The organism is Cohaesibacter sp. CAU 1516 (assembly GCF_005771485.1).
Classification (GTDB): Bacteria; Pseudomonadota; Alphaproteobacteria; order Rhizobiales; family Cohaesibacteraceae; genus Cohaesibacter; species Cohaesibacter intestini.
In genome coordinates, this window is record NZ_VANT01000002.1 from 144113 (window position 1) to 161252 (window position 17140).

General features: G+C 55.9%; 16 protein-coding genes. 5 read left to right on the forward strand and 11 right to left on the reverse strand.

Going from position 1 to position 17140, the window contains the following annotated elements; all coding sequences use genetic code 11:
• Window positions 1-55: 55 nt before the first annotated feature.
• The 6 genes from soxA to FDK21_RS07590 all read right to left on the reverse strand — a co-directional run bounded on the left by soxA (window position 56) and on the right by FDK21_RS07590 (window position 3929).
• A complete protein-coding gene (gene soxA, locus FDK21_RS07565) occupies window positions 56-904 on the reverse strand; it encodes a sulfur oxidation c-type cytochrome SoxA (protein WP_138148056.1) in 849 nt (282 codons plus the stop codon).
• Window positions 905-1054: 150 nt separating this feature from the next.
• Window positions 1055-1384: a thiosulfate oxidation carrier complex protein SoxZ gene (gene soxZ, locus FDK21_RS07570; RefSeq protein ID WP_114008414.1), complete on the reverse strand. Its 330-nt coding sequence runs from the start codon at window positions 1382-1384 to the stop codon at window positions 1055-1057.
• 21 nt (window positions 1385-1405) lie between these two features.
• On the reverse strand, window positions 1406-1828 hold the full coding sequence (gene soxY / locus FDK21_RS07575; RefSeq protein ID WP_114008413.1) for a thiosulfate oxidation carrier protein SoxY: 423 nt from the start codon (window positions 1826-1828) through the stop codon (window positions 1406-1408).
• Window positions 1829-1890: 62 nt separating this feature from the next.
• Window positions 1891-2346 carry a sulfur oxidation c-type cytochrome SoxX gene (soxX, locus tag FDK21_RS07580; protein WP_114008412.1) on the reverse strand — a complete coding sequence of 152 codons (456 nt, stop codon included), beginning with the start codon at window positions 2344-2346 and terminating at the stop codon, window positions 1891-1893.
• Window positions 2347-2556: 210 nt separating this feature from the next.
• Window positions 2557-3135: a thioredoxin family protein gene (locus FDK21_RS07585; RefSeq protein WP_210238708.1), complete on the reverse strand. Its 579-nt coding sequence runs from the start codon at window positions 3133-3135 to the stop codon at window positions 2557-2559.
• Window positions 3136-3188: 53 nt separating this feature from the next.
• Window positions 3189-3929, reverse strand: coding sequence for a cytochrome c biogenesis protein CcdA (locus FDK21_RS07590; protein WP_138148057.1), 741 nt, complete (start codon window positions 3927-3929; stop codon window positions 3189-3191).
• 84 nt (window positions 3930-4013) lie between these two features.
• Here FDK21_RS07590 and FDK21_RS07595 point away from each other — a divergent pair, with 84 nt between their 5' ends.
• From FDK21_RS07595 to FDK21_RS07605, 3 genes are all read left to right on the forward strand, one after another.
• Window positions 4014-4403, forward strand: coding sequence for a hypothetical protein (locus FDK21_RS07595; protein ID WP_171021993.1), 390 nt, complete (start codon window positions 4014-4016; stop codon window positions 4401-4403).
• Window positions 4404-4431: 28 nt separating this feature from the next.
• Window positions 4432-4785 (forward strand): metalloregulator ArsR/SmtB family transcription factor, encoded by a 354-nt coding sequence (locus FDK21_RS07600; RefSeq protein ID WP_114008410.1) that lies wholly within the window; start codon window positions 4432-4434, stop codon window positions 4783-4785.
• Window positions 4786-4855: 70 nt separating this feature from the next.
• Entirely contained in the window at window positions 4856-5911 is a 1056-nt protein-coding gene (locus tag FDK21_RS07605; RefSeq protein ID WP_138148058.1) for a YeeE/YedE family protein, read from the forward strand.
• A 77-nt stretch (window positions 5912-5988) separates the two neighbouring features.
• Here FDK21_RS07605 and iolG read toward each other — a convergent pair whose 3' ends face one another.
• From iolG to FDK21_RS07620, 3 genes are all read right to left on the reverse strand, one after another.
• Window positions 5989-6981: an inositol 2-dehydrogenase gene (gene iolG, locus FDK21_RS07610; protein WP_114008408.1), complete on the reverse strand. Its 993-nt coding sequence runs from the start codon at window positions 6979-6981 to the stop codon at window positions 5989-5991.
• Between the two features lie 410 nt (window positions 6982-7391).
• Window positions 7392-8363: an alpha/beta fold hydrolase gene (locus FDK21_RS07615; RefSeq protein WP_138148059.1), complete on the reverse strand. Its 972-nt coding sequence runs from the start codon at window positions 8361-8363 to the stop codon at window positions 7392-7394.
• A 136-nt stretch (window positions 8364-8499) separates the two neighbouring features.
• Complete coding sequence (locus FDK21_RS07620; RefSeq protein WP_138148060.1) at window positions 8500-10722, reverse strand: NADP-dependent isocitrate dehydrogenase; 2223 nt, start codon at window positions 10720-10722, stop codon at window positions 8500-8502.
• Between the two features lie 485 nt (window positions 10723-11207).
• Between FDK21_RS07620 and FDK21_RS07625 the strand changes: the two genes are divergently transcribed.
• Together FDK21_RS07625 and FDK21_RS07630 are read left to right on the forward strand one after the other, a co-directional pair.
• Window positions 11208-13322 (forward strand): methyl-accepting chemotaxis protein, encoded by a 2115-nt coding sequence (locus tag FDK21_RS07625; protein ID WP_138148061.1) that lies wholly within the window; start codon window positions 11208-11210, stop codon window positions 13320-13322.
• Window positions 13323-13522: 200 nt separating this feature from the next.
• A complete protein-coding gene (locus FDK21_RS07630) occupies window positions 13523-14968 on the forward strand; it encodes an NAD-dependent succinate-semialdehyde dehydrogenase (RefSeq protein ID WP_138148062.1) in 1446 nt (481 codons plus the stop codon).
• A 69-nt stretch (window positions 14969-15037) separates the two neighbouring features.
• Here FDK21_RS07630 and FDK21_RS07635 read toward each other — a convergent pair whose 3' ends face one another.
• Both FDK21_RS07635 and FDK21_RS07640 read right to left on the reverse strand, forming a co-directional pair.
• Window positions 15038-16207 carry a DegT/DnrJ/EryC1/StrS family aminotransferase gene (locus FDK21_RS07635; protein WP_138148063.1) on the reverse strand — a complete coding sequence of 390 codons (1170 nt, stop codon included), beginning with the start codon at window positions 16205-16207 and terminating at the stop codon, window positions 15038-15040.
• A complete protein-coding gene (locus tag FDK21_RS07640; RefSeq protein WP_138148064.1) occupies window positions 16204-17139 on the reverse strand; it encodes a GDP-L-fucose synthase in 936 nt (311 codons plus the stop codon). Before FDK21_RS07640 ends, FDK21_RS07635 begins: the two co-directional genes overlap by 4 nt.
• Window position 17140: the final 1 nt, after the last annotated feature.

The following is a 17140-nucleotide window of genomic DNA, read 5'->3' on the forward strand; positions in this document are numbered from 1 at the left end:
AATGAATATGACAAATGAAAGGATGCCCGCACTCTGACAAGCGCGGGCAGTCGGCTCAGTTTCTGACAGCTGGCGTCTCGATTGTCAGGCCATTGCCGCGCGAGGAGACATAAAGCTCCAGTGCACGGAAGGCATCAGACCCAACCTTGTAGGGCTCGGCACGCACATCACGAATGCAGCCAAACAGGCGATCATGGACCGAGTTGAGCTTGGCATTTTTCAACCGATAGGTCGGAAAGCCATTGAGCTGGCCCTGACTGAGATGGTCGGCACGGATGTTGTTGCCGTAATTGTCTTCATGGCAATTGGCGCATGCCATATCCAGTTGTCCATGGCGGGTATAGTAGATTTCCTTGCCCTTCTCCCAGAAAGGCTTGGCGTCGCCATCAATTTTCACATTCATCGGCATGCCGCGCGACTGCAGCCCGATCAATGCCACCATCGACTGCATGGTTGCGCCTCCCCATTTCCATGGTTCGGCCCCCATCTGCTCGGTGCGACACTGGTTGATCTGGTCTTCCATTGTCTGCAGCTTGCCATCCTTGACCCGTGGTATCATCGCCCGCAAACCCTTGAAATCCTCGACGCCGGAATGGCAGTCTGCGCAGGCCTTGTTGGCAGAGCCCTCTTTCACATCAAACTGTTCGGTTGCCTGATCAATGAAAACGAAAGCGGGATTGTCGAAATCATCAAGCTGCAGGGCCTGGGTCTCGTCAGACCGGAACACCCAGCCCGAATAGATCTCGTCGAGATTATCCTTCAGATGGTCCGGCGCTTCGGTCTTGGTTACAAATTCCTGCCCATCGATCACCAGCTTGGAATCTTCTCCGGCCATGGCGCTCATGCTGGTCATGGTGATCCCGACGCCCAGCGCCAACGATAAGATAATTGGTCCCTTTGCCATTGTTTGGTCCTCCCTCTGCGGGCGCGGATGTCGACAGACAGGACACTGTCAGACACCAGCCCGTAAATGTTGCTTCGAAGCGCATTCCCTCCGGCGCCCGGACTTCCTCGTTCCGGGCCAGCCAATGCGTCCGATGGTCAGTTCAGATGATCAGGCAACGTTGATTTTCTTTTTGGTCTCATAGACCGAACCATCATCATCATACCAGGTGAAGTGAAACTCGCCGGCTTCCGGCACGGTTGCTTCAAACTGGAAATAGGGGTTGGTCGAAATTGCCGGTTCCAACGTCACATCAATCACATTCTGGCCGTTAAAATCGCAGGTGAAGCGATTGATGATCGAGCGCGGAATCAGATTGCCGTCGCCGTCCTTGCGCTGACCGGATTCCATCTTGTGGCTGATCAGCGATTTGATGGTGATGACGTCACCGGCGGATGCCTTGCGAGGCACTTTCACGCGAGGTTTTACACCCTTTGCCATGATTTATTCTCCCTTGATTTCTTAACCGCCGCAGCCGCCGATGGTCACTTTGACCGTCGCTTTGGCACTGCGGAAGGTGCCGTCCTTCATCTTGGCAATCGCCAACACGTCTTGCGTCTTGGCAAGACGAATGCGGGTGGATGCGGACTGGCTTGGATTGAGCGGACCGAACTTGAAAGTGGCCACTGCGGGCGTCGGGTTGCCAAGAGCAAGCAAGGTGATGGCTTCGGCCCCTTCAGCACTCACTTCCACCGGCACGGTGTTGCCATTTTCAGCAATTTCCGGCGCGGTCAGTGTCAACCCACCCTCGGTCATGTCCATGCCACCGGTAAAAGCCTTGATCGCATCATCCGATGCACTGGCCATGGCTGGCAGGCTTGCAAAGCTGACTGCGACCACTGCCCCAGACCCGAGTGCAAGCACGTCCCTGCGTGTAAATTTCATTGTCATCCTCCAGTGATGCAGAGCGCACGAAGCCGGTCTTGCGGCTTCGCAATAGCCCCGAATTACTCTTCTTTCAGTGTCATCAAATAGGCGACCACATCCTCGATCTGTTGAGCGGTCAAAATGGTCTTGCCCTTGAATTTTTCGGCCGTACGCGGAAAGTCTGTTGCCACATAGAAGCCAGGCATGATGGTGCCTTCGTAGGTCAGCTTCGAGTTGACAACGATGCCGCGAATTTCGGCCTCATTCCAACGATCAGCCACACCGTCGAGGCTTGGTCCAACCTCGCCGTGGAACTGTTCCTTTGGCAAATCGCTATTTTCATGGCAGGCAAGGCAGTTGCCCAGCTTGCGATTGATGAATGCCTTGCGGCCCTCATCCACATTGCCCGCCTGGCCCGTCAGGGATGCCTCGACGGCGCCTTCGGAAAACATCACGTCAGCTGGCTTAACTGCATCAGCCAAAGCAATGCCCGAGCTCAGGATCAGGGCTCCTGCTGCCCAAAAGAGTTGTTTCATTCCGGTCCTCCCCTTGCCGGAACCGATCCCTGGTCCTTGTTTTGTGTGGATCGACTCCGTGCGTCACTCTAGGTGTTTGTTCCTATCTCCTCAGATAGAAGCGTACCCTCATTTCCTCCCGTTACACAAGAACAAATTCAAAAAATTGAATTTCATAATGTGTTTAAATTCACTTTTATGCAATGAGGCAATAGTCGCAGAAATGGCGCTTTACTGCTGCTGTTCGGCGAATTTCCGGGCGTGATACTTCTGGAAGCTCTCTTCCCCTTCATAGCCTTTCTCAACGACCCAGTTGAGAAGGTTGAAGGTTGTGTGCCGCCCGAAAGCGCCGGGCATTTGCACCACAGCGACCTGATTGGCAGGTTTGTCTCCACTCACCTCTTGTGGGAAAAACATCAGGGTCGGCGTGAATAAGGCACCCCATTTGCGCACCATGTCCTTCTCCGGCAAAGCTTCGCCGTCAAAGTCCGTCACCTCGACATCACCAAACATGTTGAGCTGCACGACGAAGAAATTTTTCTCAATGAAGTCAGCAATTTCCGGCCGTGGAAACACTTCCTCATGCATCTTCTTGCAGTAAATGCAGCCCCGTTGCTCGATGATCACCATCAGGCGTTTACCCTCTGCAGTGGCCTCCTGCAGATCCTCGCCCAGATCCTTGAAGGTGTCCCGCATCCAGGACGCCTTATGCAGCCCATCATCCCCCATTTCGGCCTGTGCCGCAGTCAGGGGAATGAGGCTCATCAAACTGACCAGACAGGCCAGCAGCAGCTTGTTAAAAAAGGTCATGTCCAGAGGCCTCCCGTCCTCAGGATTTGATCCGCTCCTGTTTGTCCCGCCATTCAACCGATGGCGGAAAAGACCGGAAAGGTTTCAATCATCCATTGGGCAATCAGATTGATGCTGTTGGTGGCGATCAACACGCCGAACAGGATCAAAAGCCCGCCCATCAGCTTTTCAACAAGTCCCAGATGCTTGCGAAATCCCGCCATCCACCGCATGAAGGGACCGATAAACATTGCCGCTATGACAAACGGCAAGGTCATGCCGACCCCATAGGCAAACAGCAGCAACGAGCCTTGCGACGCCCCCTCGGCCCCCGCCGCCATAAACAGGATCGAGGCCAGCACCGGCCCGACACAGGGTGTCCAGCCAAAGGCAAAAGCCAGCCCGATCACGAAGGCCCCGAGATAGCCGACATTGCTTGTCGCCCCGGCATCGCTGCGAAACTGGCGATAGAGAAATCCGATCCGGATGACACCGAGAAAATGCAGCCCCATCAGGATGATCACTCCAGCGGCGATCCAGCGCAGAATGTCGAAATAATCGCGCACCAACTGCCCGAACAAAGTGGCGGCCAACCCAAGCAGCATGAAGATGGTGATCACACCAGCGGAGAAGCAGATCGCCGCCAGCACCGCCCGTTTGCGAACAGCCGCATCAATCTTCGCGTCCGCCGAGATCTGGTTCATCCCGACGCCCGCCAAATAACTCAGATAGAAGGGCACGATGGGCAGAATACAGGGAGACAAAAATGACAGCAGACCCGCCACAAGCGCGCCCCAGAGCGTCACGTCCAACATGTTTGATCCCCTGTCTCTTGTATAATTCACATATTCAAATTAGATTATATAAAACTGCATTCGTCAACCGGCTCGTTACAACCCATGATCAGAATCTGCATCCTGCTCTCCTTTCTTCTCACTGGCATCCTGCCTGCCAACGCTGCCGGGCCAACCGGAAAAGGCATGGAATTATTGATGGTTGAGGCAGCAGGCTGCGTCTGGTGCGCGCGCTGGAACAAGGAAATTGGCCCCATCTATCCAAAGACAGACGAAGGCAAGCGGGCGCCCTTGCGGCGAATCGACAAGCAAGACCCCTTGCCCGAAGGGATTTGGCTGGCCCGCGGATTCTTCTATACGCCGACCTTCGTGCTGCTTGTGGACGGGCAGGAAAAAGGGCGTATCGAAGGCTATCCCGGAGAGGATTTCTTCTGGGGCCTACTTGATCAATTGGTTTCTTCTGTAGATAAAGCAGTGTCTGCCAATGCAGATTGATGACGACACAAACCCTCGGTGACCCCCAATGCCGCTTCCCGTCTTCCATGAAGAAATGGATGAGGATGCCCTTGAGAAAATGGCTCAGAAGGCGCAAACCGCTTCGAACTTTCTCAAGGCAATCGGCCATGACGGACGCTTGATGATCCTGTGCCATCTGGCAACAGGAGAAAAGTCGGTTACCGAGCTGGAAGATTTGCTCTCCGCCCGACAGGCTGCTGTCTCCCAGCAGCTTTCCCGCCTGCGTCTGGAAGGGCTGATCGAACCCCGCCGCGAAGGCAAGTCGATTTATTACCGCTTGACCGATGACCGCCCGAAACAAATAATGGAAGTGGTCTACGACCTCTTTTGTCGGGACACGGTCGAAGGCGAAGAGACATAACACCAAAAATCCATCGCCTGACACCATTGGCCGACCCATAAAAACCAATCGGCCGGGGAGGAAACGGACGATGACAGACTGGATCACGGCACCTGTGATGGTAGCCGCCATCGGACTATTGGGCGGCATCACGCTTGGGCTGGCGGCGCGGCTTGGGCGTTTTTGCACGCTTGGCGCCATTGAGGACTATTTTTACTCAAGTTCGGATTTGCGCTTGCGCATGTGGGGCATCGCCATCGGCGTCGCAATGATCGGGGCCTTCCTGCTTGTCCATTTCAACGCCCTCACCCTCAATCAGACCCCTTATCTCAGCCAGCACTGGTATCCCATGCAAAGCATTCTGGGCGGTCTGATCTTTGGCTATGGCATGGCGATTTCGGGCAATTGCGGCTATGGCGCACTGGCCCGGCTGGGCGGCGGAGATCTGCGCGCCTTCGTCATTGTCGTGGTGATGGGCATCAGCGCCTATGCCACCATTTCCGGGCCTTTGGCCTATATCCGGGTCTGGTTGTTCCCGGACAAACCGGCCGTCAATGGCGGCCCTGGTCTTGCCCAGGATTTGGCAAACATCACGGGCCTGCCCCCTTCGCTGATCGGCATCCTTGTCGGCTGCATCATTCTGATCGCTGTCGTCGCTCCACGCCATGTGCGGGACAATCGCACAACCCTCTTCTGGGGCACCATGATCGGGCTGGCCATTGCATCGGGCTGGTGGGGCACCCAATGGGTGGCCACCGACAGCTTCGAAGCCGTGCCGGTCTCCTCGCACACCTTCTCCGGCCCGATCGGAGAGACCATCCTCTATATCATGACCGCTTCCGGCGGCCAGCTGAGCTTTGGAATCGGCTCGGTTGCCGGCATCTGGATCGGCGCTTTCATTGGCAGCCTGATCAAGGGTCATTTCCGCTGGGAGGCTTGCGAAGATCCCCGCGAGTTGCGGCGTCAGATCATTGGCGCAGGCCTGATGGGAATTGGCGCGGTCACCGCCGTCGGCTGCTCCATCGGTCAGGGCCTGTCGGCCATTTCCGTGCTTGCCTATAGCGGCCCGGTCACCCTTGCCGCCATCATTGCCGGAGCAGCTCTGGGTCTGAGGCAAATTCTGGTTGGCTTTGCCCGACCAATCTGAAGGATCACATGCAAGCCAACAAAAAAGGGTCGCTACCGCGACCCTTTTTCTTTTTGATTTTCCAAGGCCAACAGACCTTAACGGATCTTGACCGCTTTGCCGGTCTTAAAGGATTGCTGTGCCGCATGGGCCAGCTCAATAGCCTTCATGCCATCGACATGATCCGGATAAATCTCGTTCTGACCGGCCAACAGGCGACAGAAGGTCTGCAGCTCGGCCTTGTAGGCTTCAGCATAACGCTGAATGAAGAAATCAAGCAGTGGATCGCTGCGATAGCCCTGCTTGGTGGCCAACGTCACCGAAGTACCCCGCAGGTTGTCAGCACGCACCATGCCTTTGGATCCGTGCACTTCCACCCGCTGGTCATACCCATAGGAGGCGCGACGCGAGTTGGTGATCACCGCAATCCGGCCCTTGGCAGTTTTCAGCGTAGCGGTCGCCGTATCCAGATCGCCAATCTTGCCGATCTCGGGGTCGGTCAACACCGAGCCTGTGGCAAAGACTTCGACGATATCGTCATCGAGCATGTAACGAGCCATGTCGAAATCATGGATCATCATGTCAAGAAACAGACCACCGGAATTCTTCAGATAGGCAGCCGAGGGGGCTTCCGGGTCACGCGAAGTGATCTGCACCAACTCGACTTCGCCGACTTCGCCATTGTCGATGTTACGCTTGACCGCATTGAAGTTGTAGTCGAAGCGACGGTTGAAACCGATCATCAGCTGAACACCAGCCTTCTCGACTTCGTCGACGCATTCGCGCACCTTCTTGAGATCAAGATCAATTGGTTTCTCGCAGAAAATATGCTTGCCAGCCTGCGCAGCTTCGATGATCTGATCCGCATGCTGATTGGTTGGCGAGGCGATGATGACAGCGTTGATCTCCGGATCGTCGACAATTTCCATCACCGAGGTCCGGCGGGCCGCGCCGGTCATGGCCTGCACATAGGCAGCCGCTTCATCAAATGGGTCGTAAACCGCAACAATTTCGACATTATCAAGAGCGCTGACCGCCCGTGCGTGAATTTGTCCAATGCGACCAGCGCCCAAAAGACCGATACGGATCATATTTTTCTCCAAACCTACGATGGCAGACCGACGGACATCCATAGTCATGGATCAGCCCGGACATACCATTCAACATATTGGACAATCAGGCCCATTCCCGATTGTCGGGGTGAAACAAACGGACCGCATCCGGGGGAGAATGCGGAGAAATCGGGGGAAGAAAAACCGAATGTTTCTTGAAAGCTGCCCTTCATTTGCACCAAACGGCGCCGACAGTCAAACACTGCGCGTGCATATCTCCCTCCCATGACAGGAAAATGAATGACCGCAATCTTCCCCCTATACCCACTGCGCAGCCCTTTTGAGCCTCAAAAATAGGTCGATCGAACCCACTCGCCCCCTCATCCGGAACCGGTCTGACCCAACCAACGGCCCTTAGCATAAGGGCATCCACCGCTCAAATACACCAGTCAGAAACCAGCCCGAGACAGCATTGCCACCGCCTTGTCATCGAACCAGCTGGTCAAACGATAGCCATTGACGAAACCGCAATGCCCACCATCGTCAACAATTTCATGGCTGAGCCCATCCCGTTTTGGCAGCAAGCCAAGCGCATCAATAGGGATCACCGGATCATCCTTCACCATTACGATATGGCAGGGCACATCCATAGCCGCGATATTGGCCTCGCTCAACGCATAGGCCCTGAAGTAGCTGGCAGCATTTTCATGCTCGCAAAAACGCGGGATGAAATCATCATGCATTTCCAGAATATCGGTATGTTTGAGGAGATCCGCATGCTGGCGATAATCGGCAAACAGTTCGATCTTGCGCTCGAAGGAGCGCTGCCACTTGGAGATGAAATAGCGATTGTAAATCTGATAGGAACGGATCGACACGGCGGCAGCCTCCGGGTCGATTGGCGGTGAGGCAGCAATCACCCGATCAAGGTGGATCGGACGTTCACCGATATTGGCCGCCACCCGCACAGCCATGTTGGCCCCCAGAGAAAAGCCAACAAGGGCCGTCCTGTCATGGGGAAACTGGGCGCAGATCTGCTCCAGCGCATCAAGGATCTCATCAAGCCGGATCGCCAGAAACGGGTCATGATTGAGATGATGGGTTGGCCCGTGATCGCGCATATGCAATCGAAAAACGCTATAGCCTTCCCCCATCAGACGCACCGCCAGCGACTGCAGATAGGTTGACCAGGCCGTGCCTTCCCAGCCATGCAGCAAAACCACCAGCCCGCGCCCGGCATCATGACCCTGCGTATAAAGGCCATGCAACTGCACACCATTGCGACAATCCAGTATGACCGGATGGCTTGCCGCATTCAGCGCTTCAGCCCGACGGCCAACAACCCACTTGCGCGGTCCATTGTTGCCAAAGATGGTATTGATGTGACGATTGCGAAACAGGAGAGGAGCTTGGGACTTCATGTCAATCTTTTGACTTCTTCAAAGGCGGGGCACAAAATAACAGAACGAATCCTACGCCAGAGCGGCACATGGTGCCAACAAAAAAGCGCCCGGCAGGACCGGACGCTTCTTAATATGCAGCCAAGACAGGCAGCGATTACTTGATGATCGCATTCAGCGTTTTGCTGGCACGCATCACATCGGCTTTCTTCGCACCATTTGGCTTATAATAGCCGCCAATATCGGCAGGTTTGCCCTGAACCGCCTTGAACTCTTCAAGAATGGCTTTCTCACCATCAATCAATTTCTTGGCAATCGGACCGAACCTCTTGGCCAGTGCATTGTCGTCCTTCTGAGCGTGCAAAGCTTCGGCCCAGTAACGCGCGAACCAATAATGACTGTCGCGGTTGTCCGGTTCACCCACTTTGCGCGATGGGGACTTGTTGTTGTCGAGAATGCCCTGTGTTGCCACATCGGCAGCAGCACCCAGCACGCCCGCTTTCTTGTTGCCCTTGCTTTCAGCGAGGAATTTGAAGCTTTCACCCAAAGCACAGAATTCGCCCATGGAATCCCAGCGCAGATGGTTTTCTTCCACCAGCTGCTGCACATGCTTTGGTGCAGAGCCACCAGCACCCGTTTCAAACAGACCGCCACCATTCATCAGCTTGACGATCGACAGCATCTTGGCAGAGGTGCCAAGCTCAAGGATCGGGAACAAGTCGGTCAGATAGTCACGCAGCACGTTGCCGGTGATGGCAATGCTGTCCTTGCCTGCCGTGATGGTTTCAAGCGACGCGCGGGTTGCTTCGCGCGGAGCCATGATCTGGAACTTGTCGGCCACACCAGCTTCTTCCAGGGCAGGGACGACATATTTGATCAGCTCGGCATCATGCGCACGCTTTTCATCCAGCCAGAAGATCGCTTCCGTACCGGTCAGACGCTGACGTTCGATTGCCAGTTCAATCCAGTTCTCGATCGGAGCTTTATTGACGGTGCAGGCGCGCCAGATGTCACCAGCCTCAACCACATGGGCATGCAGCGTGTCGCCATTGGCCAGCACGATGCGGATGGTGCCCGCATCAGGCGCTTCAAAGGTGGTTGGATGGGAGCCATATTCTTCGGCTTTCTGGGCCATCAGACCAACGTTGGCGACCGCACCGGCGGTGGCCGGGTTCAGAGCGCCATTTTCCTTGAAGAACTTGATGGTTTCATCATAGACCGTTGCATAGCAATTGTCCGGGATGACGCAATTCACATCGCCCTTGTCGCCTGCTTCGTTCCAGCCTTTGCCACCAGCACGGATCAGCGCAGGCATGGAAGCGTCGATGATGACGTCCGACGGCACATGCAGGTTGGTGATGCCCTTGTCGCTGTCGACCATATACATGGAAGGCCGCTGTTTGGCCAAAGCATCGATTTCCTTCTGGATCTGTGCACCCTTTGGCATCTTGGCGATGCGAGCAAGCACGTCACCCATGCCGGAATTGACATTGACACCGGCAGCCGCCAAGGCGTCGCCATGTTTCTCAAAGATCGGAGCCAGCCAAGCACGGACCGCATGGCCAAAGATGATCGGATCGGACACCTTCATCATGGTCGCTTTCATATGAAGCGAGAACATGATGCCCTCTTCCTTGGTCTTTGCGATCTCGTCCTCAAGGAAACGGGACAGGGCGTCTGCGGACATAAAGGTCGCATCGGCAACGGTGCCAGCTTGCAGCATCCACTTGTCCTTCAGAACGGTGATATCGCCGCCCTTGGAAACAAACTCGATCCGGGCTTCCCCGGCTTGCTGGGAGGAGAGGGTTGCCGAGCGCTCATTGGCATAGAAGTCGTTGCCAGGCATGGAGGCGACACGGGTCTTGCTGTCGGCACTCCAGCTACCCATCGAATGCGGATTGTTCTGGGCGTAGTTTTTCACGGCTTTGGCGGAACGGCGATCGGAATTGCCCTCACGCAGAACCGGGTTAACGGCAGAGCCCTTGATTGCATCATACCGGGCCTTGACCTTGCGCTCGGTCGCATTCTTTGGTTCTTCAGGATAGTTCGGCAGATCATAGCCCTGCGCCTGAAGCTCTGCGATAGCCACGACCAGCTGTGGCACGGAGGCGGAGATGTTTGGCAGTTTGATGATGTTGGCATCAGCCATTTTCACCAGCTTGCCCAACTCGGCCAGATCATCGCTCTGCTGCTGGTCATCGTTGAGATATTCCGGAAACGCAGAAACAATGCGGCCCGCAAGGGAAATATCCTTGGTGCCAACCTCGATACCGGCAGCCGAAGCAAACGACCGGATGATTGGCAAAAGCGAGGCGCTCGCCAACTCAGGCGCTTCGTCGACAATGGTGTAAATGATATCTGGATTAGATTGAGAGGCCATGTTTTCTACCTTTCTGGTTCCCCAGTTTCCAGCACCGACATGTTCCGCTTTGCAAGCGATCGGTCAGAAGTGTTCGCACTATGCGTCAACCGACTTCCGACATTCAAGCGTGTTTCCACGGAAATTGTAGCAGTTGCAACTGCATTGCGGGCAAAGTTGCTCCTGTCTTTAGTCCCAAGCCTGTCCCTTGGATATTGAACATCTGTCGCATGCCAAGAACCGGCAACACACCAAACGCCCCTTTCATTCCGCACGATCGCAATCAGAATGACGCCATCCCATATGCCGCCATGGCGAAGAGGCCCAAAAGAACAAACATGATGAATATGTGTTATCCGGCAGATCAGCGAAAACACAAAGGATTAACGACTCTTCCTTATTATGTCTAGACAGCCAATACTTACGCAACAAAGCATAAGTATTTTACCCAATTCTCAGTTGCTTGCCAATTCACGCATCGAGCCGACATCCGGAGTAAGTCTGCCATGTTTTCGAGAATGATGATCACAACCAAGATGCTGGTCGCCAGCATTGCCACGCTGGCTTTCGTGCTGGCCATTGGCATCGCCTTTATCGGCATGCAGAGCGCATCGATCACCCATAAGATTTCCGTAGGCGAAGCCGAAGCCGTTGCCGGTCGCGAAGCCGCTCTGGTCAAGGCCGAACTGGAATATGGTCTGCAAACCGCCAACAAGCTTGGCGAGACTCTCTCGGCCCTGCGTCTCAATCAGGCCCCCACCCGCAACGACTGGACACACATTCTCAAACTGGTGGTCGAAGAGGACAAGAAGCTGGCAGGCACTTGGGGCGCGGTCGTCGAAAATGCACTCGATGGCAAGGACAAGGATTTTGTCGATGCCGAACATCATGATGCATCGGGTATCTGGCGTCCCTATTTCTACCGCAATGCCGACGGTTCCATCGGCTTTCGCACCATTGCCGACATGGACGACAAAACCAAGGAACAACTATCCTGGTTCTATGGCGCCTATGACAGCGGCAAGACCTACATGACCGATCCCTATAGTTGGGATATGGGTGGCACGACCGTGGTCGGCGTTTCCATTGGCGCCCCGATCAAGAATGGTGGCAAGACAATCGGCGTTGTTGGGACGGATCTCATTCTGACCCGTTTGTCCGACATGCTTGCCAAGGTCAAGCCACTGGGCACCGGTTCGGTGCATCTCCTCTCCCAGTCTGGCAAATGGATTGCCCATCCGGATGGCAAGCTGCTTGGCAAGGACTGGAGCGAAGGTCGCTCGGAAACCGATCTCGCCCACCAGGGGGATCTGCTCGCCGCCGTCAAAGCGGGGCACGGATTTGAATATCAGGGTTATTCCAACAGCCTTGCTCAGAACGTCATCCGCATCGTGGAGCCAATCGAATTGGGCGACACCGGCAAGAAACTGGCACTCATCGTCAATGTCCCGATGACAACCCTCGACGTGGCAAGCTCTGAGATCACCCTGTCTGTCCTGCTGACGGGCATCGTGTTGATCCTCGCCGTGGCAGCTGCCCTCTTCATGGTCGGTCAGTCGATCATCCGCAAACCCATGACGACGACCATCGAGAGCATCCGGGCTCTGGTCAATCGCGATTATGGTGTCAAGTTGCATCATCTGGACCGCAAGGACGAAATCGGCCAGATCAATCAGGCACTCGAAGTGTTCCGGGAGAGCGCCCAGCGGGCAGAACAGCTGAGCGCCGAGCAGGAACAGGAACAGAAAGAACAGATCAAGCGGGCAGAGCTGGTCAACCGACTGGCAATGGATTTCGACAAGCAGGTCACCACCTTGCTTGATACCGTCTCCGGCTCTGTTGACAGCCTCAACCAGACCTCCGAGGTCCTGACCCATGGAGCGGACAACACCTCGTCCCGGTCAAACGCCGTGGCAGCTGCCTCCGAGCAGGCCTCAGCCAACGTCGAGACCGTTGCCGCTGCCGCCGAAGAGCTTTTCGCCTCCGGCAGCGAGATTGATCGTCAGGTCGGTCAATCCAGCCAGATCGCGGCCAGCGCCGTATCGCAAGCCCGTCAGACCAACGAAAAGATCCAGGGCCTGTCTACGGCCGCCAGCCGCATTGGCGAAGTCGTCAGCCTGATCACCGACATTGCCGAACAGACCAATCTTCTGGCGCTGAATGCCACCATCGAAGCGGCCCGCGCCGGAGAAGCAGGCAAGGGCTTTGCCGTGGTGGCCGCAGAAGTGAAAGGACTGGCCAACCAGACGTCGAAGGCCACCGACGAAATCTCCCAGCAGATTCAGGCGGTTCAGGCGGAGACCGATGGAGCGGTGGATGCCATCAAGATCATCACCGACACCATCGAGCAAATGAACCAGATCTCTTCGGAGATTTCCGAAGCCGTGCAACAGCAGGGTTTCGCCAATCAGGAAATCGCCCGCAACATTCAGGAAGCCTCCGTTGGCACCAAGGAAGTGTCGACCAACATTTCCAGTGTGTCGGCAGCAGCCATCGAGACCGGTGATGCAGCACGGCTCGTCAGCCAGTCCGCTTCTGAGCTGCAACGCGAGGCCACCAATCTGCGCAACGGCGTTCAGGGCTTCCTCAGCCAAGTCCGACAAGCGGTTGGCTCGCATTGAGCCAGACAAAAGCATCATCCTTGAAAAGGCCGCCCAGTGCGGCCTTTTTGCTGTCAGCAAGCCTCATTTCTCCCCAAAACACGACCTTCCTCTGGCTTGCGACCCTGAAGCGGATCACATAGGCTCTCGCCGCAAATACAACAATCTGCCGTTCTACCAACCGATGCAAAGGAGAAGGCAGCCAAAGTTCGGGAAGAGCCATGCTGGAATTAAAAGACGCAAGCCTGTTGGAGACACGTGCCTACATCAATGGGGAATGGCGTGCCGTTGATCGACACTTCGATGTCACCAACCCGGCCACAGGCGATCTGGTGGCCAAGGTCGCCGACTGCGACATATCCCACATGCGCGAGGCCATCGATGGTGCCTACGCCGCCCAAAAACACTGGGCTGCTCTGACCGGCAAACAACGCGGCAAGATCCTGCGCAAGTGGCAGGAGCTGTTGATCGCCAATGCCGATGATTTGGCGATCATCCTGTGCGCCGAAATGGGCAAACCCCTGCCTGAGGCCAAGGGCGAAATTCTCTATGGCGCAGCTTTCCTTGAATGGTTCGCCGAGGAAGCCAAGCGAATCTATGGCGACACCATCCCCGGCCACCAGCCAGACAAACGGATTATCGTGCTGAAACAACCCGTCGGCGTGGTTGGCTCGATCACCCCTTGGAACTTCCCCAATGCCATGATCGCCCGTAAAGTCGCCCCGGCCTTGGCCGTTGGCTGCGCCTTTGTTGCCCGTCCGGCAGAATTGACGCCCTTGTCGGCTTTGGCCATGGCCGTCTTGGCTGAACGGGCCGGTGTCCCAAAGGGCGTCTTCAGCGTTGTACCGAACCATAATGCAGCAGCGGCGGGTGAAGAGCTTTGTGCCAACCCCAAAGTCTCCAAAATCACCTTCACCGGCTCGACACGGGTCGGCAAAATCCTGATGCGCCAATGCGCCGAAGGCATCAAGAAACTGAGCCTCGAGCTTGGTGGCAATGCGCCATTCATCGTCTTTGACGATGCTGACCTCGATGCAGCTGTCGACGGCGCAATGATGTCGAAATATCGCAACAATGGTCAGACCTGCATCTGTGCCAACCGCATCTATGTCCAGAGTGGGGTCTATGATGCCTTTGCCGCCAAGTTGAAAGCCGCCGTCGCCGGGCTGAAAACCGGCAATGGCATGGAGGAAGGCGTCACCTCTGGGCCGTTGATCAGCGAAGCCGCCGTCGCCAAGGTCGAAAGCCACATGCAGGACGCCCTTTCCAAAGGCGCAAAAGTGCTGACCGGTGGCAAGCGGCTGGAAGGGACTTTCTTCGAGCCGACCATCTTGACCGATGTGCCTTCCACTGCTCTGGTCAACAGTGAAGAAACCTTCGGCCCCATTGCACCGCTGATCCGCTTTGAAACGGAAGAAGACGTGATCGCCATGGCCAATGACAGCGAATTCGGTCTGGCGGGTTATTTCTATTCCGACAGCATGAGCCGGGTCTGGCGCGTGGCGGAAAGCTTGGAAACCGGCATGGTCGGCGTCAATACCGGCCATATCTCGACCGAGGTCGCCCCCTTTGGCGGCGTCAAACAATCCGGTCTCGGTCGCGAAGGCTCGAAATATGGCGTCGATGATTTCCTCGAAATCAAATATGTCTGCATGGGTGGCATCTAAGCCCCGAAAGCCTGAAAAAGAAAACCCGCCAACTGGCGGGTTTTCTGTCTGTCAAAGATGGATATCCTATCAGCCGATTTTGGCCAAAGCCTCAACCGCTTCGGGCACCGGATAGTGGTGATTGCCAACGAACAGACCGTTGGCGTCGATATAATCCGCATTGGCCAACTGGCCATGGATTTCATAATCGAAATAGCGCATCACTTCATTCTTGGCGAAGTTGCCTGCAACGATCGGCCGGCACTCAAAACCTGCCGCACCCAGTTGCTGCACCAGTTCAGCCCGCGTCAGGCCCGCATCCGGGCGAATGACCAGCGAAAAGCCGAACCAGCTCGCCTCGCCGATTTCCCGCTGGATCATGAAAGCGGGATGATCCGACAGAGCCGCCTGCACCAGCGTCCCGTTTGCCCGCCGCCCTTTGATCAGAGATGGTAGCTTTTTGAGCTGTTCACGGCCCAAGGCCCCGGACATTTCCAGCGGCCGCAAATTGTAACCCGGCAACACGAAGCGGAAGCTTTCCTCGAACGGATCGTCGCTCTTCTCGCCGGTGACATGGTTGAATTTCGGCAGATTGCGGGTCCAGCCATGGGCCCTGAGGCTCAGCATGACGTGATAGAGCTCCTCATCATCGGTCACCACCATGCCCCCTTCCATGGTGGAAATATGATGGGAGAAGAAGAAGGAATAGCTGCCCATAACCCCGAAGGTGCCAGCCTGCTTGCCCTGATAGGTCGCCCCCATGGACTCGCAATTGTCTTCAATCAGAGCGATTGAGCGGTCGCCGACGAGGGCCTTGATGGCGTCAAAATCATTCGGATTGCCGAGCAGATTGACCAGCATGATCGCCTTGGTCTTCTCGGAAATGGCCCCAGCCAATGCCTCAAGATCATAATTCAGGGTCTCAAGGTCGATATCGACGAACTTCATCTTCAGGCCATATTGTCCAAGCGGATAATAGGTCGTCGACCAGCTGACCGCCGGCACGATGATTTCATCGCCCCGTTCCAGCTTCAGATCGGCATTTTTGGTGAAGAATAGAGCAGCCGTCATCAGCAGGTTGGCAGAGGAGCCGGAATTGACCATCACCGCATAGCGGCTACCGAAAAAGTCGGCAAACTCCGCCTCGAACGCCTTCACTTCCGGCCCCATCGAATACATGTCCGACGCGATCACCTTCTGCAAGGCATCCAGCTCAGCCTTATCCCAGGACGATGTGGCAAGGGGAAACTTGATAGTCATGAATGTCCGCTTTCCAGATAATATTGGTATGTCCGGGCAATCCCATCCCGCAAGGCTGTGGGCGCTTCCCAGCCCCACGCCGTTTGCTTGGCAACCGAGCAGAGCTTTTGCTTCATGCCGACCGGTTTGCTCAGGTCATGCACAAAGCGCCCGTCCCAGCCGATCACCTCGGCCACGATGGCATAATAGTCATTGATCGAATGGTCATGGCCAAGACCGATATTCATCGCGCCGGCCAGCCCCTCGACATCCTCTGCCGCCTTCAGGATCGCATCCGCCAAATCGGCCGCAAACAGAAATTCGCGCCGAGCGGTACCATCGCCCCAGATTTCAACCTCATTGATGCCAGTCTTCTTGGCCTGATGCACCTTGTGAATGATTGCAGGCACCAAATGCGAATGGCGCGGATCAAACTTGTCATGCGCCCCATAGAGGTTGCAGGGAATGAGGGTCTTGTAGGCAAAGCTTGCATCTTCGGTGCGGATATAGTCGCACAGACGCGCCGCCATGATCTTGGCCAGCGCATAGCCTTCGTTGGTCGGCTCCAACGGCATGGTCAGGATGCTGTCCTCGACCAGAGGATTGACCGCTTCACGCGGATACATGCAGGTCGAGCCCAGATTGATCAGCTGCTTCACACCGGCCTGACGAGCCGCCATGATCACATTGCGCCCCATCAGAAGGTTATCATCAAGAAAAGCCACCGGGTTGGCAATGTTGGCATGAATGCCACCGACCCGACCCGCCGCATGGATCACAAGATCGGGCTTGATCTCAGCCATATAGGCATCCACCGCCACCCGGTCCGTCAGATCCAGATCCGCGCTACGCGGCGCAACAATGTCCCAGCTGGCCGCTGCCGGATGATCCAAAACATTGCTGCCAACCATGCCGCCGCCACCGGTCAGCAGCAGGCGCTTCTGACTGTCCATG

What these genes read in the sequence shown, in the direction of transcription:
- FDK21_RS07590 (WP_138148057.1), bottom strand. Translation starts at nt 3,929, where the DNA reads ATGTTGGACGTGACGCTCTGGGGCGCGCTTGTGGCGGGTCTGCTGTCA.
- FDK21_RS07585 (WP_210238708.1), bottom strand. Translation starts at nt 3,135, where the DNA reads ATGACCTTTTTTAACAAGCTGCTGCTGGCCTGTCTGGTCAGTTTGATG.
- soxY (WP_114008413.1), bottom strand. Translation starts at nt 1,828, where the DNA reads ATGAAATTTACACGCAGGGACGTGCTTGCACTCGGGTCTGGGGCAGTG.
- FDK21_RS07605 (WP_138148058.1), top strand. Translation starts at nt 4,856, where the DNA reads ATGACAGACTGGATCACGGCACCTGTGATGGTAGCCGCCATCGGACTA.
- FDK21_RS07620 (WP_138148060.1), bottom strand. Translation starts at nt 10,722, where the DNA reads ATGGCCTCTCAATCTAATCCAGATATCATTTACACCATTGTCGACGAA.
- FDK21_RS07595 (WP_171021993.1), top strand. Translation starts at nt 4,014, where the DNA reads ATGATCAGAATCTGCATCCTGCTCTCCTTTCTTCTCACTGGCATCCTG.
- soxZ (WP_114008414.1), bottom strand. Translation starts at nt 1,384, where the DNA reads ATGGCAAAGGGTGTAAAACCTCGCGTGAAAGTGCCTCGCAAGGCATCC.
- FDK21_RS07625 (WP_138148061.1), top strand. Translation starts at nt 11,208, where the DNA reads ATGTTTTCGAGAATGATGATCACAACCAAGATGCTGGTCGCCAGCATT.
- FDK21_RS07630 (WP_138148062.1), top strand. Translation starts at nt 13,523, where the DNA reads ATGCTGGAATTAAAAGACGCAAGCCTGTTGGAGACACGTGCCTACATC.
- soxX (WP_114008412.1), bottom strand. Translation starts at nt 2,346, where the DNA reads ATGAAACAACTCTTTTGGGCAGCAGGAGCCCTGATCCTGAGCTCGGGC.
- soxA (WP_138148056.1), bottom strand. Translation starts at nt 904, where the DNA reads ATGGCAAAGGGACCAATTATCTTATCGTTGGCGCTGGGCGTCGGGATC.
- FDK21_RS07635 (WP_138148063.1), bottom strand. Translation starts at nt 16,207, where the DNA reads ATGACTATCAAGTTTCCCCTTGCCACATCGTCCTGGGATAAGGCTGAG.
- FDK21_RS07600 (WP_114008410.1), top strand. Translation starts at nt 4,432, where the DNA reads ATGCCGCTTCCCGTCTTCCATGAAGAAATGGATGAGGATGCCCTTGAG.
- FDK21_RS07615 (WP_138148059.1), bottom strand. Translation starts at nt 8,363, where the DNA reads ATGAAGTCCCAAGCTCCTCTCCTGTTTCGCAATCGTCACATCAATACC.
- iolG (WP_114008408.1), bottom strand. Translation starts at nt 6,981, where the DNA reads ATGATCCGTATCGGTCTTTTGGGCGCTGGTCGCATTGGACAAATTCAC.
- FDK21_RS07640 (WP_138148064.1), bottom strand. Translation starts at nt 17,139, where the DNA reads ATGGACAGTCAGAAGCGCCTGCTGCTGACCGGTGGCGGCGGCATGGTT.